This is a genomic window from Gordonia humi (assembly GCF_014197435.1).
Taxonomy (GTDB): Bacteria; Actinomycetota; Actinomycetes; order Mycobacteriales; family Mycobacteriaceae; genus Gordonia; species Gordonia humi.
The window spans coordinates 290,198-310,700 of sequence record NZ_JACIFP010000001.1; the positions used below are offsets into that span (position 1 = coordinate 290,198).

The following is a 20,503-nucleotide window of genomic DNA, read 5'->3' on the forward strand; positions in this document are numbered from 1 at the left end:
CCTCCGGAAGTGGAAAGCGGTGGGCTGAAACGGTTCCGATGTCGCGGCTAGTACGAGCGCGGGAGTCCGAGTGAGGTCTGGGCGACGAAGTTGAGGACCATCTCCCGGCTGACCGGCGCGGTGCGCATGAGCCTGGTGACGAACCACAGTTCCGACAATCCATACTCCTTGGACAGTCCGTTGCCACCGTGGGTCTGAATCGCCTGGTCGAGCGCCTTCAGTGCGGCTTCGGAGGCCGCGAACTTGGCGATGTTGGACGCCTCGCCGACCGCGGGCGAATCGCTGTCGGCCAACTCCGCGGCGTGCCGGGTGGCCAGGCGTGACACCTCGACGGCGATGTGCGATTCGGCGAGGGGATGCGACAGGCCCTGGTGCGCACCGATCGGCGTGTTCCACACCTTGCGGTCGCGGGCGTACGCGGAGGCCTTCTCCACGGCGAAGCGTCCGATGCCGCCGCAGATCGCGCCGACCAGAATCCGCTCGGGATTCAGACCGCTGAACACCTGCTGCAGACCTCGGCCCGCCTCGCCGACCAGCGCGTCCGGACCCACCCGGACATCGTCGAGGAACACGGTGAACTGTTTGTCGGACGAGACGATCGCCGTGGGGATCTCCTGCATCGTCAGACCGGGCGCGTCGGTCGGCACGACGAAGATCGACAAGGCGCTTCGTTCACCGGAGAGATCGGCGTCCCTGGTGATCACCAACAGCGCGTCCGCCTGGTCGATCGCCGAGATGTAGTACTTCTGACCCGAGATCAGCCAACCGTCGCCGTCGCGACGCGCGGTCGTCTTGAGGTTGTGACTGTTGGAGCCCGCATCGGGTTCGGTGAGTCCGAATGCCATCTTCTTAGTGCCGTCGGCCATGCCGGGCAGCCACTTCTGTTTCATCTCGTGGTCCGCGTGCGCAGCCAGAATGCTTCCGCAGATGGCCGGCGAGATCACCCAGATGAGCATCGGCAGACCGTGTGCGGAGAGTTCCTCGACGACGACCACGGCCTCGGCCATGCCGCCGCCTCCGCCGCCGTATTCCTCCGGAAGGTGCACGCCGAGCAGTCCCGCGTCACCGAGTTCGCGCCACAGTTCGTCGATGTCGCCGCCGGCCCGCGAACGCTCCAGGAAGTACTCCTGGCCGTAGCGCTTGGTGATGGCGCCGACGCTGTCGCGAATGGCCTGGTGCTCGTCGGTGTCTTGGATCAGTCCGGACATGTGCTGCCTGCTTCCGAATATTCGATGTGGCTGACTCGGTCGGCTCACCGGCCGATCCGGCCCGGCTGTCGAGCCGGTCGAGTGTCGATCTAACTTCCAATTTTTAATTTACCTTAGACTAAAAATTGCCGCAAGAGTGCGGCTGCTCCCGTCCGGCCGAACCCGGAGCGTCCGGAGTTCGGCCGAGAGGGAGCTCAGCCCGTCGGAGCCCGATCCGTGCCGACGATCGCCACGAACGACACGGCCGATCCCGGCCGACCGCCCAGATTGTGGGTCAACGCGATGCGCGGGTCGTCGAGTTGGCGATCTCCGGCCTCCCCACGCATCTGGAGCCAGGCTTCGTAGAGCATCCGCAGACCGCTGGCGCCGACCGGATGTCCGAACGACTTGAGTCCGCCGTCGACGTTCACCGGCAGCCTGCCGTCCGCGTCGAACTCGCCTGCGAGTGATTCCTTCCAGGCCTGCCCCCGCTCCGAGAAGCCCAGATCCTCCATCAGGACCAGTTCGGTCGGAGTGAAGCAGTCGTGCACCTCCGCGAGCGACACCTCGGTGCGCGGATCGGTGATCCCCGCCTGCGCGTAGGCGTCCTGGGCGGACCGGACCACCTCGGGGAACGTCGTGAAGTCGTATGCCGGATCCATGCCGGCCCGGCCCGGCGCCGCCGCCAGCGCCAGTGCTTTGACGAAGACGGGACGATCGGTGTACTTGTACGCATCCTCGGCCCGGACGATCATCGCGCACGCCGCGCCGTCGGACACACCGGAGCAGTCGAAGACGCCCAGTCGTCCGGCCACCTTCGGTGAGTCGGCGATCTTCTCCTTGGAGACTTCGGACCGGAACTGCGCCTTGGGGTTGAGCATCCCGTTCCGGTGGTTCTTCCAGGCGACGTGCGTCATCGCCTCGCGCATCTCGGCCGGGTCCACGCCGTACTTGGCGCAGTACGCCGGATCCAACAGGGAGAACGCGGCCGGTGCGGTGACCGACAACTCGGGCGCAGTGCCGGCCCCGGGGGGATCGGCGCGCAGCAGACCGGAGAATCCGGAGTCCTTGAGCTTCTCCACACCAACCGCCATGACGCGGTCGTAGGCGCCCGAAGCCACCGCGTAACAGGCATTGCGGAATGCTTCGGAGCCGGTGGCACAGAAGTTCTCCACGCGAGTCACCGGCTTGTAGTCGCTGCTCAGCGCGCGGCTCAGCATCAGTCCGGACTGGCCGGAGCCGAGCGTGCCGAGCCAGAAGGCGTCGATGTCGGCGAGCGGGACGTCGGCCCGGGTCAGCGCCTCCTGCACCGCGTCGAGGAGGAGGTCCTCCGCGGACCGGTCCCAGCGCTCGCCGAAGCGGGTGCACCCCATCGCGACGATGGCGACCTGATCGGCGATTCCTCGGCTGCTCATGATCTCTCCTCGCCTGCCAGATCGGCCACCTGGCGTGCTTTCCAGAAATAGTTGTGAACGCCCCCGGCGGTGAAGAGCTTGCGGAACACCAGGTCCACCGGCGCACCGACCTCGAGGAGATCAGGCCTCGCATCGGCCACCTCGAAGGTGCTTCGGCCGCCGCCCTCGAAATCGACGACGACGTCCACGACCGGCGGCGACGGAGAGTACGCGAGGCGGTCGACGGTGAACGTCGCCACACGTCCGCGACGCGCCGCGACCGGGGCGGGCTCCATCTGGTCGATCGTCCCGCACTGACGGCAGGCCCGCATCGGCGGAAGGTGCACGAAACCGCAAGCCGTGCAGCGGCTCCCACTCAGACCGAACTTCCATCCGGCCTCCCGGGCAGCCGGCGGGCCCGCCGGGCGGTCAGGTTCCGGACGACGGGGCGGCTCCACGTCGAGCAGGCCGCGCCACGACAGATACGTCGGATACGGCACCGACCGACCCGAGGCGGCCGCCGCGGCCGCGATCGGCTCGCGTTGACGACGCGTGGGCAGTGCGTCAGTGGTGCGCAGCAGCATGGTGTCGACCCCGTCGGCCGCCGAGATCACCAGAATCGTCTGCCCAGGTTCGGCCCGGTCGAGAGCATGCGCCAGAGACAGAATCGGATCCACCGCGCCGGCGAATCCGGTCGGTGCGCCCACCGTCGACACCGCGCGCTTGACGATGGCCCCGGCCGCTTTGGTGACGGCGGCATTCGGACAGGTCAGCACCGCGTAGTCGGCGTCGGGCAGACCCGCGGCGTCCAGCGTGGCCGCGACCGCCTCGGCGATGAGCGGCTCATACCGACTCCGGCCGAAGCGCTCCTCCCAGGTCGACCCGTAGGCCGTGTCGGGGCTGCGCCACCGGTCCAGGAACTCCTCGGTGAGCGAGACGCCGCCCAGGTGTTCGGCGATGACCGGCGTCTGCGGGGTAGACGGTCCGATGACCAGTGCGGCCCCCGCGTCGGCGCCGCCGCGTTCGTCGGCCGAGCCCGGTCGTCCGGTACGGACATCGGCGGCGGCCACCACCGTGGGTCGGCCGTGCAGTGCCGATGAGATCGCCGCCATGGCCGAGCGAGCGGTGCCGATCGCATCGTCGGCGGCGACTCCGCGGTCCAGCGACAGCGCGGCGTGAACGATGCTCGCACTCGTCTTGTCGAGATACGGGGGCGAACTGGTCACGAACACCAACCGGTCGCCGGCGGCGGGAACCGCGCCACAACGCTCGAGTGCCGCCTGGACCGCGGCCACGCTCATGGTCACCGCGTCCTCGTCGAAAGCAGCGATCACCCGCGTGAGCCTGCCCGCCCCGCGCGGGTCCACCCGCCATCCCGGCAGGTAGCTCGCATAGCCGAGTATCCCGTTGGTCATCACTGGACTCCTCGGAACAGTGCGGCGATGCCCTGACCTCCGCCGATGCACATGGTCTCCAGCGCGAGAGAGCCCGCGCGGCGGTCGAGTTCGCGCAGCATCGTGGTGAGAATCCGCACGCCGGTGGCCCCGATCGGATGGCCCAGCGAGATCCCCGAGCCGTTCACGTTGAGACGATCTCGCACTTGATCGACGGGCAGGTCCCATTCGCGGAGGACCGCGAGCACCTGTACCGCGAAGGCCTCGTTGATCTCGATGAGGTCCAGATCGTCGAATCCGATTCCCGTTCGCTCGAACAGTCGACGCACGGCGGCCACCGGCCCCAGGCCCATGGTCGCGGGGTCGCAACCGGCGGCCGCCCAGCCCTCGAACCAGGCGATCGGGGTGAGATCGAGACGGCTCAGCTGGTCCTCCGCGACGACCAGGCAGGCCGCGGCGGCGTCGTTCTGTTGAGCCGCGTTCCCGGCGGTCACCGTGCCGCCCGGGGTCACGGTCCGTAGCCTGGCGAGCGTCTCAGTGGTCGTGTCCGGCCGGATTCCTTCGTCGCGGTCGAAGATCACGGCTTCACCGCGCCGCTGCGGTACCGCGACCGGAACGATCTCCTCGGCGAAGACTCCGGACTCGGCCGCCGCGGCCGCACGCTGTTGGCTGGCCGCAGCGTAGGCGTCGGACTCCTCACGACTGATGTCGTAACGCTCGGCGAGGTTCTCGGCGGTCTCGACCATCCCGCTGATCGCACCGAACCGCCACTCCGGCTGCGACCGTTCACGGCCCCGGTCCAACCGGTCGTACAGCATCTGATTGCCCGAGCGCGAACCCCAGCGAGCGGTGGTCGTGTAGTGCTCGATGTTGCTCATCGACTCCACCCCACCGGCGACGACCACATCGGCCGCCCCCGTCTGGACCATCATCGCCGCGGTGGCGACCGCCTGAAGTCCGCCACCACAGCGGCGGTCGGTCTGAAAGCCCGGTACCTCTATCGGCAGACCCGCCTGGAGCGCCGCCCATCGGCCGATGCACGGCGCTTCAGAGTTCGCGTACGACTGGGCCATCGCGACGTCCTCGATCACCGCCGCATCGATGCCGGTACGGTCGACCAGTTCTTTGAGCACGGCAGCGGCCAGGTCGTGAGCCGGCACCGGTCGCAGCGTGCCCCCGAACCCGCCGACACCGGTCCGCACCGGTTCCACAATCGCGACACGTCTCACGTCAGATCGTTCTCCTCGTCAATGGCGGAGGCGACGCCTCGCCAGGTGGTGCCTCGTCGGGCCGAATCGTCCCGTGTCGGCCTCGTCGTCCCGTTCGGCCCGGGTCAGCTCCGGTCGCGCCAGCGATCAGCGGAGGGGTCGAGCAGTTCGGTCAGGTGTCCGTCGGCCAGCCAGATGATGGTCTCCAACTCCAGCGGATCCAGATAGCGCACCCGTCCGGTGCGTAGATCCTCCAGCCGGAGCCGGGTGGAGTTCGCTTCGGAGTCGACGTTCACCGAGATCTCGGCGAATTCGCTGCCGACCACCGGACCGATATCCGGAATGTCGAATGGGCCGCGGTCGTTCATTTCGATTCCCATGGCTGCCTCCCGAGTCAGATGAGGAACGCCATCGTGGGGATGGCCTTCTCGTTGTCGACGAGGACGACCTTCTTGTAGACCAGCCGGATCTCGTCGTCCACTCGCCGGATCCGGTAGGTGGTGCGGCCGCCCCACAACTGATTGGTGCGCGCCCGCGATTCCAGAGCCAGGAAGTTCGCGCCGACCTCCAGGTCGACTCCACCGTCGTCGTTGGGTCGGCCGCCGAGCAGTTCGACGTTGCCGATGATCCGACGCAGATCCGACGGCGGAGACTGCGCGTGACGCTTGCCGGTCGAGACCTGCTTCATCCGGGTGGCGATCCGGTTCCGGTTGTCGTAGATGAAGGCGACGTTGGTCTGCGGGTCGACGTCGGCGCCGCCGGCAGGCACCCAGTACAGGGCGTCGTCAGTCCAGAGTGCCTCCCAGCCGCTGTAGTCGTTCTCGTCGGCGAGCCGGGCCTCTTTGAACAGGAACTGCGACACCTCGCCGTAGTCCCATCCCTCCGGAACAGCCTCGAGCCCCGGCAGGTTCCCCGTGTCTGCGATCGTGGTCATATCAGGCCTCCATCAGTGCGCGGTACTGCTTCCAGAAGCCGCGCATTCCGGTCTCGTCGGTGGCCGCACCGATGGTGAAGCCGTCCTCGTCGGTCGTCTCGCGCACCAGACCTCTGCGGACGTCGAGCCACTCCGGATCGAGCATCGACACCCCTTGCTGATTGCGCTCGTACATCTCGGTGTCGTCGGCCAGCAACATGCCTGCCGGACCGACGGAGCCGATCGACTGCGAGATCATCCGGCGGTTCAGCTCCGCGCCGCCTCGCAGTTGCACGGCCGTCGCATAGGAGATGCACTCGTTCGCCGCGTTCGGCTGAATGTTGAACACCTGGATCTCGGCGATGAACAGGTTGGGGAAGATCATCACGTGCGGGGCGCCCTCGATCATCCGCCGTTCGGCGTCCTCGCCATACGCCTCGCGCATCGCCGCGACGTAGTTCGGCACTCGCTCGGGCGTCGTCCCGAACCAGCGCATGGGCTCGGCGAACTTGCGGAACTCCGGCCGCAGATCGTTCTCGCTGTGACCGTTTCCGAGTGCTCGGGTCACCGCTGTCGACGCGTCACTGTAGAGCGCGCCGATCGGGCTTCCCGTGACACCGAAGATCGAGCCGTGCACGAACTGCGGGTGGTATCCGTCGGTCTCGTTCTCGGCCAGGAACTTCCAGTTGGCACGAGTCTTGTGCGGCAGCCAACCCGCGTCGAGGGACACCTCCCCCTTCGGGGAGAGTCCGGCGAGTCGATCGATCTCGCCGGTGGCCGCACCGAGGTGTTCCAGCAGTGACGGACCGTCGTCGGCCATCGAACCGAAGACGAATCCCCGGTAGCTCTCGACCCGCGGCACCTTGCCCATGCCCAGCTCGAGTCTGCCTTTGCCGCCGTACCCCTTGTTGTACGGATAGCCGAGCAGCTCACCTGAGTTGCGGTAGGTCCAGCCGTGGTACGGGCAGCGGAACGAACTCGAATTGCCCTTCTGGTCGTCGCACACCTGGAGACCTCGGTGGGCGCAACGATTGATCAGCAGGTGGATGTCGCCGTCACGGTCACGAGTCATCACGACGTCTTGAGTGGCCATCTGCTTGCGGACGTAGTCGTTCGGCTCGGGCACCTCGCTCTCGTGACCGACGAAGACCCAGGTCTTGAACCAGATCTTCGTGAGCTCCTCGGCGAAGATCGCCGGATCGGTGTACAGCGAGCCGTGCACCTGCGACGGCCGGATCAGCTCCGACACCAAGCTCTTCGGGACCGCATCAGGATTGATGACAGTGGGCATGATCAACCTCCGAATTTCATTTAATTGAAATTAGATTAACACAATCAGAGCGACTTGGAAACCATGTCGACGAGCCGGAACTTCTGAATCTTGCCGGTCGGCGTGGTCGGCAGATCGTCGGCCTCGAGGAAGCGCACCAACTTGGGCACCTTGAACCGGGCAAGGTGCTTCTTGCAGTGATCGACCACCTGTTGTTCGGTGAGCTCGGCACCGGGCGACCGGACGATCACCAGTGCGCCGATCTCGCCCCAGCGGTCGTCCAGGATGCCGACGGCGAACGCCTGGCTCACCTCGTCGAGCCGGCCGATGAGGTCCTCGACCTCCTTGGGCATCACGAGTTCCCCGCCGCTCTTGTACAGTTCCTTGCTTCGACCGGTCACCTCGAGGTAGCCGTCAGGACGGACCCGGCCGAGGTCGCCCGAACGCAGCACACCGTCCGCGCTCAACGCCTCGGCGGTGGCCTCGGGCTTGTTCCAGTAGCCGACCATCATGGTCGGCCCGCGCGAGACCAGTTCGCCGGTCTCCCCCTCCGGTAGCGCCTCGCCGGTCACCGGGTCGACGACCGAGTACACGCACAACGCGTCGGTGCCTTCGACCCCGGCCGCGCCGGCCAACTTGGGCCGCCCGGCCGTGGTCGACGTCAGTTCCAGGGGATCTTCGGGAAGGGTGAGCGTCATGGCGCCACCGCATTCGGTCATACCGTATCCGGTGACGATCTCGCTGACTCCGAAAAGTTCCTCGACCTTCTCCCACAGCCAGATCGGAGCGGGCGCCGATCCGCAGAGGATGCCGCTGAGCGAACTGATGTCGTACTCCTCGCGCGTCGGACACTCGACCATGCCCACGGCCATGGTCGGCACGCAGAGGATGTCGTCGGCCCGATGTCGCTCGATTCCGGCGAGGTACGCCTCGGGCGAGAACTTGGTCTGCAGGATGACCGCTCCCCCGACCATCGTGGCCGACAGGATTCCTTCGATGTAGCCGAACATGTGGTAGCAGGGCAACGAGAACAGAATCCGTCGGCCGTCGTCGTACGCACGGGTCAGTGCGGAGGCGTAGCCGGTACGCAGCACCGCATCGTGGGTGACGACCACACCCTTGGGCGACCCCGTACTGCCGGAGGTGTAGAGCATGTCGCCGAGGTCGGACGGCTGATGTCCGCTCTTCGCAGCTCCTGGATGCTGTCGGCCCAGCTCCAACAGATCCTGGTAGGTGCGGGCGCCCTCTCGCCGACGTCTGTCCGTGGAGAGCACGACGACCTGAGTGAGCTCGCCGATCGTCGGCGCCGTCTCCCAGCCCGGCGTCAAGGTGTCGAGCATCTCCATGTAGTCCAGATTCGCGAATCCGGTCATGGTCAGCAGCATCGAGGCGCCGGACTGCTCCAGGACGTAGCCGAGTTCCTCCGCGCGGTAGAGGAAGTTGAACGGGATGGCGATCGCGCCGGTCCGCGCGATGGCGAATTTGAACGGAACGAACTCGCGATAGTTGGCCATCAGCATGCCGACGCGAGCACCCGGCTTCACGCCGAGTGTCACCAGTGCGTCCGCGAGGATCCGGGACTCCTCGGCGACCTCCGCGTACGACTGGGTCGCTTCATCGGTGATCACCAGTGGACGGTCCCCGTACTGTTCGGCGCACAGATCGAGCCATCCGTCGAGGGTCCTCGGCGTCCATTGTGGGAATCGCGCCGACAACGCGTCGCGACGCTGTTCGATAGTCTTCATCGGTACCTCCGGGGCTGTGTCTGGAGAGGGGTTTCGCGGACTCGAGTGGGTGCGCGGGGCTGTGGACGCCCACGCACTGCGCGCAGTCGTGGGCTCGGGTATGTGGGCTCGGGTTCGGGTGCTCGGGCGTGGAAGCTAGGGAGTGTCGATCGCGGCTGTCGCGGCCGTCGCGCTCGACCCGAATCGGGCTGGACGCTTCTCATGGAACGCGGCCACGCCTTCGGCGAAGTCGTCGCTGTCGAACAGCTCGACCTGGTTGCCGAGCTCACGCTCGAGGACCTCGGGTGTCATCGGCAGCGGATCGGCGAACATCGCCTTGATGACCCCGTACGCCCGCAGCGGCCCGCGAGCGAGCGTCTGAGCGTCGGCCAGGGCCGCGGTCAACGCCTCACCGGCGGGGACCACGTTGTCGACGAGGCCGAGTTCGAGCGCTTCAGTGCTGGCGACGGCGCGCGGCATCAGCATGAGTTGGCGGGCGCGGGCCGGACCGACGCGGGCGGGCAGGCTCGCGAAGATGCCCATGTCGCCCGCCAGCCCGACGCCGGTGAACGCTGTGGAGATCCGGGTGCCCTCGCCCGCGACGACGCGGTCACAGGCCAGGGCGAGCGATGCTCCTGCACCGTACGCGGCGCCCTCGACCGCAGCGATCACAGGTTTCGGGGTGGCCCAGATCGCGCGAATGACACGTTGCGCCTTCTCGGTTCGCGGACGCGACTGCGCGGGCGGCATCCGGCGCATCGTCGAGATGTCACCGCCGGAGCAGAACACTCCGCCCGCGCCGGTCACGACGATCGCCCGTACCGCATCGTCCCGCGCCGCACTTTCGACGGCCTCGGCGAGTTGCGTGCGCAACGGAAGGTCGATCGCATTGCGGCGCTCCGGGCGATCCAGGGTGATCAGCCGAACTGGACCGTGGTCCTCCGTGCGGACGACTCGTTCGGCATGCGGCCCGCTCATGATCCGATGAACTTCGGAGCACGCCGCTCGATCACGGCGGCGAGGCCTTCGAGGGAGTCCGCGGTTCCCGACAACTCGGAGACCACGCGGGCCTCCTCACCGAGGCGGGCCTCGACGGGGACGCCGATGCCGTCCCACACCAAGCGCTTGGTGGCAGCGAGGGCGAGCGGTGCCATCTCGGCGAGTCGGTGCGCGAGCTCGTCGACCCGGGAACCCAGCGCATCGTCGGCCACCACTTCGCTGATCAGCCCGATGTCGAGCGCATCCGCGGCGGTCAGGGTCGGGTTGAGGAGCAGGATCTCCAGGGCCTTGCGCATACCGACGAGTTGGGCGAGGGTCACCGTCGTACCACCGTCCGGCGCCATCCCGACGCGGACCGCACCGGAGAAGAACTTGGCCGATTCGGCCGCGACCACCAGGTCGGCGGCACATACGAGTCCCAGTCCACCACCGCCGGCCGCGAAACCGTGGACTCCGGCGATCACCGGAACCTTCAGCCGCACCAGAGACGCCGTGGCGATCTGCAGCCAGGCGGTCGCCTCGCGCAGATAGTCGGGCAACCCGTCGCCCTTGGCCGCGAACGTCTTCACATCACCGCCCGCGCAGAAGTTCTTGCCTTCGCCGGTCAGCACCACGACCCGCACGTCGCGCGAGCCGTGACAGGTGAGCACCGCGTCGTTGAGCGCTCGGAGCAGTTCGACGTCGAGTCCGTTGGCCGCTTCGGGGCGGTTGAGCGTGATGTGTCCGATCCCGTCGCGGATCTCGCAGAGTACTGGTGGCTGATCACTCATTGGATTCACTTCCGTTTGCTGAATGCGTCGACGCCGGCTCGTCCGGCCTCGCCGCCGATATGGTCGACGACGGCCTCGAGTTCGCTGTCGAGGCCGGCGTCCAGATGCTCGTCGAGTCTGCGGTAGACGAGCCGTTTGATTCCGAGAACGGCGTTGCGGTCCCGCCCGGCGAGCGTGGTGACGAACCGCTCGACCTCGGTGTCGAAGTCGTCGTCGGGCCAGCTCCGATAGGCCAGGCCCAGCGCCGCGGCATCGTTGCCGGACAGGCGATCACCGCTGAGCAGAAGCCCCAACGCCTGCTGACGGCCGACCAGTCGGGCCAGTCGCTGGCTGCTGCCGCCGCCCGGAATCTGTCCGAAGCGGATGTGGTTGTCGGCGATCCGCGCACCGTCGGCCACCAGGCACAGGTCTGCGGCCTGCATCAGTTCGAAGCCGCCCGCCATTGCGACGCCTTCGACGACCGCGATCACCGGTATCGGCGTCCGAGCGATCTCGCGGCACGCGTCGGAGAAGTTGACGAACAGTTCCCGCAACGCGTCCAGACCCAGTGCGCGAAGCCGTTCCACTTCTGCGAAGTCGCCGCCGGCACAGAAGTTTCCGCCCGCACCGCGGATCACCATCACGGTGACCTCGGGGTCGGAGCCGAGTGCGGCGATCGCCTCGCGCAGTTCCCGACCCAGGTCGACGGTGATCGCGTTCATCTGTTCGGGACGGTTCAGCGTCACGACGCCGACGCCGTCGGCGACCCGAGTGATCACGGCGGTCACATCCCTCGCCCCCCGCCGACCTCGATGACCGCTCCGGTCACGTAGCTCGCCAGTTCGGAGGCGAGGAAGACCACGACACCGGCGACTTCTTCGGGCTCGCCGGCCCGTTGCATCGGGATCGTCGACTCGGTGGCGGCGAACGCCTCTGTGCTCATCGCGGCGGTCATCGGCGTCCTGATGAGCCCCGGCTGCACCGCGTTGACCCGGATCCCGTGACGCGCCTGTTCCTTGGCCGAGGCCTTCGTCAGACCGACGATGCCCGCCTTCGCCGCGCTGTAGTTGGTCTGGCCGGGGTTGCCGATCTTGCCCGACATCGACGAGATGTTGATGATGCTTCCGCCGTGTCCGTACATGACGGCCGCGGCTTGCCGCACGCCGAGCCAACTGCCGCGCAGATGGACCCCGATCACCAGGTCGAAGTCGTCCACCGACATCTTGCGCATCGCGGCGTCTCGGGTGACTCCCGCATTGTTGACCCAGATGTCGATGCCGCCCCATTCGGCGACCACCGCGGCCGCGGCGTCGGCGATGTCGGACTCGGACGTGACGTCGGCCGCCACGCCCAGCGCGTCGTCACCGATCTCGGCGGCGGCGACGCTCGCACGCTCGGAATCCAGATCCAGCAGTGCCACCCGAGCGCCGTGCCGGTGGAGTTCACGGGCGATCGCCAGGCCGATGCCCTGACCGGCGCCGGTGACCACCGCGCGCCGACCGTCCAGCAGGCGGCCGGTCATGCGACGTACCGCACGATCGATTCGACGACCACCGCGGGCTTCTCCGCGCCTTCGAGTTCGATCGTGGTGGCCAGCACGCCCTGCACCGCACCGTCGAGTGAGGTGACGTCGGCGACCACGCTGCGTGCGCGTATCCGCGATCCGGCGGGCACCGGCGAGACGAACCGAACCCTGCCGAGCCCGTAGTTGACCGCCATCGTGATGCCGCGCACCTCGTACAGTTCGTGCAGAAGGATCGGCAGCAACGACAACGTCAGAAAACCGTGTGCGACGGTGCCGCCGAACGGCCCGGCCTCGGCGGCCCGCTCGTCGACGTGGATCCACTGGTGGTCGCCGGTCGCGTCGGCGAAAGCATTGATCCGTTCCTGATCTATGACGACCCAGTCGGTCACGCCGAGATCACGGCCGGCTGCCTCCGCGAACTCTGCGATGCCCTCGAAAACCTGCATGTCACTCCCCAGCACTAGACTACGATTTGAATCAAAGCTAAATTAAATAATAGAAGCTGTCAACGACACGTAACGGAGCGGACATGAATCTCGGACTCGACGGCGCACGGGTGCTGATCACCGGCGGCGCGTCCAATATCGGGCGCGGCATCGTCCATGCCTTCGCACGGGAAGGGGCACGAATCGCGCTCTCCGACATCGACGAGAAGCAGGCACGGCGAGTCGAGCGGGAGGCCCGAGATCTCGGCGCCGCCGAGGTGCTCGTCGTCGCCGGAGATCTGACCGAACCGGGAATGGGTGCGACCGCCGTCGACGCCGCCGCCAAGGCGTTCGGCGGTGTGGACGCACTGGTCAACAACGCGGGCTGGAGTCTCGGCGAATTCCTTGCCCGAGACGATGATCGGGCCCGCTGGCAGAAGCTCGTGGACATCAACCTGTTCGCCACCATCGAGACGACCCGAGCGGCGATCGCCGCGATGCGGGCCGCCGAGTCGGGCGGCGGTTCCATCGTCACCGTCGCCAGCGAGGCCGCCTTCGGCCAGATCCGTCAGGGCGTGTACGGAGCGACCAAGGCGGCTCAGGTCGCCCTGGCCCGGACGGCCGCCCGCGAGCACGGCCGACACGGCATCCGATCCAATGTCGTCTGCCCCGGCCTGGTGATCCCGGAAGGTCCCGAAGCCGTCGGAGACGACAGCCTGTGGTCCGGCGGAGCAGATTCGGTGTTCAACGAGAATCAGATCGACTACCTGCTCAAGGACACCCCGCTCGGCAGGCTCACCCTCGCAGAGGACGTGGCCGACGCCGTCGTCTGGCTGAGTTCGGATGTCGCCGCCCGGCAGATCACCGGGCAGTTGATCTCCGTCAGTGGCGGATACACGATGCCCTGACCGGACCCACACGGGCCGCCGACTGTCGACCGACGACCGGCCGCCCCGCATCGGCCACCCACCAAGCGACGGCCCGTCGTCCATCGCGCGTCGCGCCCGCGCCGTCATCCACACGCACGGTCGGAGACGCCGATCGTGGTGTGCTCGAATGGACTCTCTGGGTGCTGCCGACCCGACAACCCGCCCACCCGCACCCGACCGACCGACGCGAGACAGGATTCGACTATGACCGCACACTCCTCCCACGACTACCGCCGCCCGCTCGACGGAGTCCGCATCGTCGAAGTCTCGAGTTTCGTGGCCTCGCCCCTGTGCGGGGTGACCCTGGCTCAGCTGGGCGCCGAGGTGATCCGCGTCGACCCGGTGGGCGGCGCCGCCGACGTGCACCGCTGGCCGCGCACCGACGGCCATAACGCGGCTCCGGTCGGAACGTCGATCTACTGGACCGGATTGAACAAGGGAAAGCGGTCGGTCACCGCAGATCTCCGCAGCGACGCCGGTCAAGAGCTGGTGCGACGCCTGATCCTCGACTCCGGGCCCGGCGGCGGAATCCTCGTGACCAACTCGGGCGGCCGTCAGTGGATGAGTCATGAGCGGCTGGCCGCCGAGCGCGCCGACGTGATCACTCTGGAACTGCTCGGCGGCAGCGACGGCCGGCCGGCCGTCGACTACACGGTCAACGCCGGGCTCGGCTTCCCGCTGCTCACCGGCCCGGAGGGCCACAGCGCACCGGTCAATCACGTACTCCCGGCCTGGGACGTCGTATGCGGTCTCTACGCGGCATTGGCCGTCACCGCCGCCGTCCGCAGACGCGAGCAGACCGGCGACGGCAGCGCCATCCGACTGCCGCTGGAAGACACCGCCCTCTCCGTCGCCTCCACCCTGGGGTATCTCACCGAGCCTCAGGTCAACGCGCATAGCCGCGTATCCACCGGCAATGACGTCTACGGCACGTATGGCACCGATTTCGCCACGGCGGACGGCGACCGTGTGATGGTGGTCGCACTGACTCCGCGACACTTCCGCGACCTCACCGAACTCACCGGCACCACAGCGGCCGTGGCCGCGGTCGGGGAAGCGCTCGGCGCCGATTTCAGCCAGGAGTCCGACCGTTATCTCCACCGGCAGGTTCTGTCGGCGCTGTTCGCCCCGTGGTTCGGCACGCACACCACCGCCGAAGTCGAATCAGCACTCGCAGCGTCGTCCGTGCTCGCGCAGCGGTACCGAACGTTCGACGATGTGGTGGCGCAGGGCATCCTCGCGGAGAATCCGCTGTTCGCCGCTCTCGATCAACCCGGGGTGGGCAATCACCTCGCCGCCGCCTCACCCGCGAGGTTCGACGGCCACTATCTGCACGTGGGTCCGGCCGAAGCCTTGGGCGAATCGACCGAGGCATTCCAGTAGCGGCGCCCGAGGGACGGTGATCAGGAGATCACCGTCCCTCGAACGCGGGACGCTCCTTGTTGAGGAACGACGTGACCGCATGCTGCGCATCGTAGGTCCCACCAGTGTCGACGATGCCCTCGGATTCTGCGCGCAGTTGGTCGGACAAGGTCCGTCCCCAGGACTCGCGCAGGAGTCGTCGTTGACGTCCGTACGCGAGGGTCGGGCCGGTCGCCAGCTTCTCGGCTTTCGCGAGCGCGTAGTCACGGAGTTCCTCGGCGGGCACGATCTCGGCGACCAGGCCCCAGTCCTGCGCGGTCCGCACGTCGACGCGCAAGTTCTCCAGGTACATGCGCCGGGCCCGTGCCTCCCCGACGATCCGGGGAAGATGCCACGTGCCGCCGCCGTCGCCGGACAGGCCGATACCCGAGAACGCGGTGCAGAAGATCGCACCCGGTTCTGCCACCACGACATCGGCCGCATACACGAACCCCAGCCCACCGCCCGCCGCGGAGCCCTGCACCGCTGTGACGACAGGGCAGTCGAGCCTCTCCAGAATCCGGAAACCCTCATGGAACGGGTCCGTCATCCGCGCGGCGAGCGCTCCGATCCCCCCTGCAGGCGCCCTCGTGAAGTACTCGATGTCTCCGCCGACGGTGAGCGCCGGTCCGTTGCCCGCGATGAGCACCGCACGCACGGCGGGGTCCGCAGCGATCGCTCGCGCGACGGTCAGCCATTCCCCGGCCAGCCGCAGATCGATCGCGTTTCGCTGCTCGGGCCGGTTGAGAATCACCCGCGCGACGCCCGCCGCGACCGAATAGTCGATCGTCTCGAGGCTCTGGAGATCGGAGCCCGGGTGCGCCGGGACCGCGGCCCTCTCCGCACCCGCGACGGCGGCAGCCCACACCGCGGTGTCGGTCAGCTGTCGCAGTGCCGATATGCGGCCGTTCTCATCGAAGGTCACCGTGTGGACGAACGCGGCGTCCACCCGTCGTCCGGTACGCCGGGCCGAACCCCGGTACCAGCCCGAGACCTCGACGCGATGCTCATCGATCGGATCCATGGACGTGGGTTCGGCCTGCAGCGCGAACGCACGACCGATGGCCCACCAGAAGTCGTGGATCATCGCGTCCGGTCCGTGGTACTCCCCGCCGAGACCCAGGGGCAGTCCCGCCGCGGTCCGCCCGACGAAGTCGTCGCTGAGGAGACGCGAAACAGCTTGTGCGTCACCGGCTGCCAACGATCTGTACAAGGTGGAGAGAACCTCACTACGCGATTGATCACTCATCGTTCGGCACTTCCCTCGTCTCGACGGTGATGGGCGGATTCTCCGACCATCATAGAATTGATTTTAACTTATATTCAATTACACGGGAAGTGCCGCGCCTCTCCTCCGACCGATGAATGCGGCGATCGCGTACTCGACGTCACCTGCGTCAGGTCGGACCCCGGGCGCGGATGAGACCGCACTCACCAGCCTCGTCGATCGGAGCGCCGACCGGCGTGCTCGACAGACGTCGGCGGCGCCGTCAGTCCGTCGGAGCGACCGCCGACGACAGTCCCGCATACACCGCGACCGGCACCCCGTCGAGCTGGTGCACGCGGACGGTGGTCCCGAAGATCTCGGTGAGCAGATCCGAACGCATGATCTCCGCGGGCGTACCCGACGCGGCGATTCGACCGTCTCGCAGCACCACGATGCGGTCGGCGTAGGCCGCAGCGAAGTTGAGATCGTGCACCACGACGATGATCGTCTTTCCGAGTGCGTCGGCGGCGTCGCGCAGGCGATCCATCATCCGCACCTGGTGGCGCATGTCGAGATTGTTGAGGGGCTCGTCGAGCAGGATGACGTCGGTGTCCTGAGCGAGCACCATTGCGACGTACGCTCGTTGGCGTTGACCGCCGGACAGCTCGTCGAGGTATCTGTCCGCGAGGTCGTGCAGTCCGAGAAAGCCGATGGCGTCGTCGATCTTCACCTCGTCGTCGGACGACAGTCTCCCGCGGCTGTGCGGGAACCGTCCGAACGCGACGAGGTCGCGCACCGACAGCCGCGCGTTGACCGAGTTCTCCTGCCGGAGGATCGCCAGCCTGGTGGCGATCTGCGTCGCCTTGTAGGAACTGATCTCCTTGCCGTCGAGCAGCGCGGTGCCCGAGGTCGCGTCGATCAGTCGCCCGAGAATCGTCAGCAGAGTCGATTTGCCCGCTCCGTTCGGACCGACGAGCGCGGTCACTCCACCGGACGAGAACTCTCCGCTGACCGGCCCCAGCACGGTGTTCTCGGTATAGGTCTTGGTGAGATCGGCGAACTCGATCACATGGTCCCCTTTCTCAAGAGCAGGATCGCCAGGAACGCGACACCACCGCAGAACTCGATGATCACGGTGAGGGTCCCGGCCGCATAGAAGACATTGGTCAGCACGAACTGACCCGCGGCGAGGGTGAACACGCCGATCAGAACACTCATCGGCAACGTCGCACGGTGCCGCCAATCGCCGGAGACCTGGTAGGCGAGCGTCGCGATGATGAACCCGAAGAAGGTGAGCGGTCCGACCAGTGCGGTCGAGACAGACACCAGAATCGCGATGAGGACCAGGGCGATCGTCAGTTCGCGTTGATGGTTCACCCCCAGGCTGGTCGCGGGCTCGCGACCGAGCAGCAGGACGTCGAGCACCCGACGGCGGCGCCAGACGATCACTCCGACCACCGCGCAGATCACGGCGGCGATCGGAAGCAGTTCGGTGTTGACCGACCCGAGCCTGCCGAACAGCTTGATCTGCAGCGCGTCGAAGTCGGACGGCGCGATCAACCGCTGCAGGAACTCCGAGACGGCCCGGAATGCCAGGCCCATCACGACGCCGGCGAGGAGCAGCAGGAACAGACTGGCGAACCTGCCGGAGAACATCCATCGATACAGGACGCCCGCGAACAGGACCATCCCCGCCGTCTGGAGTAGGAACTGCAGGATGCTGTCCGAGTTGTCGACGAATCGTGCGCCGACGACCGCGACACCGACGGTCTGGATGAGAACGTACAGCGAGTCCAGACCGATGATCGATGGAGTCAGGATCCGGTTGTGCGTCACGGTGTGGAACAAGACCGTCGCGACGCCCTGGCAGAAGGCGGCGAGCACGATGGCGGACGCCGTGCGGAATCGCCGATCGAACGACGGACCGAACCGGAAGTCCCACCGCATCACATCGTCGGCGCCCGTCCGAATCAACAGGAACAGGACCAGCGCGGCCGCCGCGAGGGCGATCGCGACACCCATCCGCATCCGCCAGGAGAACCGGCCGGTGCGGCCGGCGCCGACAGCCGGAGCGGAAGCGCCGTCAGAGACTGTCACGGAACCTCCTTGAGAGGATGATCGCCAGGAACGCCGTCGCACCGACGACACCCATCACGACCGACGTGGGGATCTCCATCGGCCGCACCACCACTCGCCCGATGAGGTCGCACGCCACGACCAGCACCACGGCGAAGACGCCGATCCACGGAAGGTTCTTTCGCACGTCGTCTCCACGCAGCATGCTGACGACGTTGGGCACGACCAACCCGAGGAACGGGATGAAGCCGACGACGACGCTGGTGACGCCGGACGCCAACGCGACCATGGTGACGCCGATGGCCACGGTCCGCCCGTAGTCGAGGCCCAGACTGGTCGCGACATCGCGACCCAGCCCCGCGATCGTGAAGTAGTTGGCCATCAGGTAGCAGGCGACGGCGACGACCAGCACGGCCCACAGGGGTTCGTAGAATCCTCGAACGATGTGGGCGAATCCACCGGATCGCCAGGCGACGACGGCCTGAAGCATGTTGCCCTCGATGGCGATGTACGTGGTGACCGCACCGATCACCGCACCCAGCATCAGCCCGACCAAGGGCACGATCGCCGTCTTACGCGCCCGAACTCGGTTGATGATGGCGAGGAAGACGACGGTGCCGAGGAATGCCATCGTCGTCGCCACGGCCATCCGCACCAACGGCGAGGCGCCGGGGATGTACATGAAGCACAACAAGATGCCGAGTCCCGCCCACTCCGCCGTGCCCGCCGTGGTCGGTTCGACGAATCGGTTCTGGGTCAGCCGCTGCATGATGACGCCCGAGAAGCTCATCGCGACACCGGCGAAGATCAGTGCAAGGGTGCGCGGCACTCGCGAGATGAAGAACATCCTCCACATCTCCGAATCGCCGTGCAGCAGGCCTCCGATCGTGATGTGGTACTCGCCGACCAACATCGACGCGATGACCAGTGCGACGCAGAGGACGGCGATCCCGGGAAGAAGGTAGCGGCCCGCACCGGAAGCCGTCGTGGACGTGCTTCCGGTGCGGGCCGCGGTGGGTGACGACGGCACGGCTACTTGTCGGCGCCCATCGCGCCCGCGATCTGCTGGTAGCTCTCGCCGTAGCCCTGGATGCCCTCACGGACATAGAACTGCGGGTCGAGGTAGATGATCTGGTTCGACTTCTTGAAGGTGGTGTTCGCGAAGGCGTCCTGCGCATCGATGACGGCCTTCGCCGGAGTCGCCGTCTCACCCGCCGTCGCGACGGCGGCGTCACGGTCCATCACGATCACCCACTCGGGGTTCGCCTGCGCGATCGCCTCCGGAGTCAGGCCCGAGTTCTGGTGGATGTCCCCGGCCTCACCGGCGAAGACGTCCCGCACGTCGAGCGGTTCGGTGAGCGGGCTGATGCGCTTGGCGCCGTTGTCGATCTTGCCGCCGTTGACGTTCGCGAGAAACACGGTCTGACCGGTGGCCGCGCTCTTGGCCGCGTCCAGCTTGGTCTGGAAGTCGGCGACGATCTCCTCTGCCTGGTCTTCCTTGCCGAAGACCGTGCCGAGCGCCTCGGTCTGTCGACTCATCTGCGCGACACGTCCGCCTTCGGCATCGTCACTGGCCGCGACGTCGATGAATGCTCCCCCTGACGCATCCGCCATCTTCTGCAGTTCGTCGCTGTACTTGCTGAACCGATAGCCGCCGATGATGAGGTCTGGCTCCACGTCCTCGATGACATCGAATTTGGGTTCGCTGTGGGTCCCGACGTCCTTGATGTCGCCGTCGTCGGCCCAGTCCGCCAGTTGATCGGAGCTGAACAACTGCTTCGGAATCGCGACCGGGGTGACCCCGAACGCCTTCACGGTCTCGGCCGCGGTGTTGTCGAGAACGACGACCTTGGTCGGGTTCTTCGGGACTGTGACATCGCCCAGGTTGGTGCTGATCGTCACCGTTTCGCCATCGGCCGACGACGATGCGTCATCCGATGAGGTCGTCGAGCACGCGGTGAACGCGACGGTCGCTGTGACCAGCGCCGCCGCCACTCCGGCGCGCTTGATGAGCGAAAACATAAAGAAGCCTCCAAAAGTAGGTAAGGAAACCTTAAAATCTGCGTGGTCAGGCTAATCTAACCAGAGTTCCGAGACTGCGC

Annotated in this window: 20 protein-coding genes; 2 read left to right on the forward strand and 18 right to left on the reverse strand. The window is 67.0% G+C overall.

The genetic code is table 11. The features are described 5' to 3' along the window. Positions 1-47: 47 nt before the first annotated feature. The 13 genes from BKA16_RS01290 to BKA16_RS01350 all read right to left on the reverse strand — a co-directional run bounded on the left by BKA16_RS01290 (position 48) and on the right by BKA16_RS01350 (position 12,809). On the reverse strand, positions 48-1,208 hold the full coding sequence (locus tag BKA16_RS01290) for an acyl-CoA dehydrogenase family protein (RefSeq protein WP_183368866.1): 1,161 nt from the start codon (positions 1,206-1,208) through the stop codon (positions 48-50). A gap of 194 nt (positions 1,209-1,402) precedes the next feature. Continuing rightward, positions 1,403-2,602, reverse strand: a complete 1,200-nt coding sequence (locus BKA16_RS01295; RefSeq protein WP_183368867.1) for an acetyl-CoA acetyltransferase — start codon at positions 2,600-2,602, stop codon at positions 1,403-1,405. Then, on the reverse strand, positions 2,599-3,996 hold the full coding sequence (locus BKA16_RS01300; RefSeq protein ID WP_183368868.1) for an OB-fold domain-containing protein: 1,398 nt from the start codon (positions 3,994-3,996) through the stop codon (positions 2,599-2,601). The genes BKA16_RS01295 and BKA16_RS01300 overlap by 4 nt, the downstream gene beginning before the upstream one ends. Next, a complete protein-coding gene (locus BKA16_RS01305; RefSeq protein ID WP_183368869.1) occupies positions 3,996-5,204 on the reverse strand; it encodes an acetyl-CoA C-acetyltransferase in 1,209 nt (402 codons plus the stop codon). Before BKA16_RS01305 ends, BKA16_RS01300 begins: the two co-directional genes overlap by 1 nt. Before the next feature lie 104 nt (positions 5,205-5,308). Beyond that, entirely contained in the window at positions 5,309-5,563 is a 255-nt protein-coding gene (locus BKA16_RS01310) for a hypothetical protein (RefSeq protein ID WP_183368870.1), read from the reverse strand. Positions 5,564-5,577: 14 nt separating this feature from the next. Then, entirely contained in the window at positions 5,578-6,117 is a 540-nt protein-coding gene (locus BKA16_RS01315; protein WP_183368871.1) for an aromatic-ring-hydroxylating dioxygenase subunit beta, read from the reverse strand. Position 6,118: 1 nt separating this feature from the next. After that, positions 6,119-7,387 (reverse strand): aromatic ring-hydroxylating oxygenase subunit alpha, encoded by a 1,269-nt coding sequence (locus BKA16_RS01320; protein WP_183368872.1) that lies wholly within the window; start codon positions 7,385-7,387, stop codon positions 6,119-6,121. A gap of 44 nt (positions 7,388-7,431) precedes the next feature. Then, entirely contained in the window at positions 7,432-9,111 is a 1,680-nt protein-coding gene (locus BKA16_RS01325) for a class I adenylate-forming enzyme family protein (RefSeq protein WP_183368873.1), read from the reverse strand. Positions 9,112-9,246: 135 nt separating this feature from the next. Continuing rightward, positions 9,247-10,068, reverse strand: a complete 822-nt coding sequence (locus BKA16_RS01330) for an enoyl-CoA hydratase/isomerase family protein (protein WP_183368874.1) — start codon at positions 10,066-10,068, stop codon at positions 9,247-9,249. Next, positions 10,065-10,859: an enoyl-CoA hydratase/isomerase family protein gene (locus BKA16_RS01335; RefSeq protein ID WP_183368875.1), complete on the reverse strand. Its 795-nt coding sequence runs from the start codon at positions 10,857-10,859 to the stop codon at positions 10,065-10,067. The genes BKA16_RS01330 and BKA16_RS01335 overlap by 4 nt, the downstream gene beginning before the upstream one ends. A gap of 5 nt (positions 10,860-10,864) precedes the next feature. Beyond that, positions 10,865-11,626, reverse strand: a complete 762-nt coding sequence (locus BKA16_RS01340) for an enoyl-CoA hydratase-related protein (RefSeq protein ID WP_183368876.1) — start codon at positions 11,624-11,626, stop codon at positions 10,865-10,867. Then, positions 11,623-12,360, reverse strand: coding sequence for a 3-oxoacyl-ACP reductase FabG (fabG, locus tag BKA16_RS01345; RefSeq protein ID WP_183368877.1), 738 nt, complete (start codon positions 12,358-12,360; stop codon positions 11,623-11,625). The genes BKA16_RS01340 and fabG overlap by 4 nt, the downstream gene beginning before the upstream one ends. Beyond that, positions 12,357-12,809 carry a MaoC family dehydratase gene (locus tag BKA16_RS01350; protein WP_183368878.1) on the reverse strand — a complete coding sequence of 151 codons (453 nt, stop codon included), beginning with the start codon at positions 12,807-12,809 and terminating at the stop codon, positions 12,357-12,359. Before BKA16_RS01350 ends, fabG begins: the two co-directional genes overlap by 4 nt. 83 nt (positions 12,810-12,892) lie before the next feature. Here BKA16_RS01350 and BKA16_RS01355 point away from each other — a divergent pair, with 83 nt between their 5' ends. Beyond that, the gene (locus BKA16_RS01355; protein ID WP_183368879.1) at positions 12,893-13,696 is read left to right on the forward strand and encodes an SDR family NAD(P)-dependent oxidoreductase; all 804 of its coding nucleotides are present in this window, start codon (positions 12,893-12,895) and stop codon (positions 13,694-13,696) included. Between the two features lie 225 nt (positions 13,697-13,921). Further along, on the forward strand, positions 13,922-15,100 hold the full coding sequence (locus BKA16_RS01360) for a CoA transferase (protein WP_183368880.1): 1,179 nt from the start codon (positions 13,922-13,924) through the stop codon (positions 15,098-15,100). Positions 15,101-15,128: 28 nt separating this feature from the next. Here the strand turns inward: BKA16_RS01360 and BKA16_RS01365 are convergent, their stop codons facing one another. The 5 genes from BKA16_RS01365 to BKA16_RS01385 all read right to left on the reverse strand — a co-directional run bounded on the left by BKA16_RS01365 (position 15,129) and on the right by BKA16_RS01385 (position 20,423). Beyond that, positions 15,129-16,367, reverse strand: a complete 1,239-nt coding sequence (locus BKA16_RS01365) for an enoyl-CoA hydratase-related protein (RefSeq protein ID WP_183368881.1) — start codon at positions 16,365-16,367, stop codon at positions 15,129-15,131. A gap of 241 nt (positions 16,368-16,608) precedes the next feature. Beyond that, the gene (locus BKA16_RS01370; RefSeq protein WP_183368882.1) at positions 16,609-17,394 is read right to left on the reverse strand and encodes an ATP-binding cassette domain-containing protein; all 786 of its coding nucleotides are present in this window, start codon (positions 17,392-17,394) and stop codon (positions 16,609-16,611) included. Then, positions 17,391-18,422 carry an iron chelate uptake ABC transporter family permease subunit gene (locus BKA16_RS01375; RefSeq protein ID WP_183368883.1) on the reverse strand — a complete coding sequence of 344 codons (1,032 nt, stop codon included), beginning with the start codon at positions 18,420-18,422 and terminating at the stop codon, positions 17,391-17,393. Before BKA16_RS01375 ends, BKA16_RS01370 begins: the two co-directional genes overlap by 4 nt. Further along, positions 18,409-19,431, reverse strand: a complete 1,023-nt coding sequence (locus BKA16_RS01380; protein WP_343067234.1) for an ABC transporter permease — start codon at positions 19,429-19,431, stop codon at positions 18,409-18,411. Before BKA16_RS01380 ends, BKA16_RS01375 begins: the two co-directional genes overlap by 14 nt. A 2-nt stretch (positions 19,432-19,433) precedes the next feature. Further along, on the reverse strand, positions 19,434-20,423 hold the full coding sequence (locus BKA16_RS01385; RefSeq protein WP_183368884.1) for an ABC transporter substrate-binding protein: 990 nt from the start codon (positions 20,421-20,423) through the stop codon (positions 19,434-19,436). Positions 20,424-20,503 lie beyond the last annotated feature (80 nt).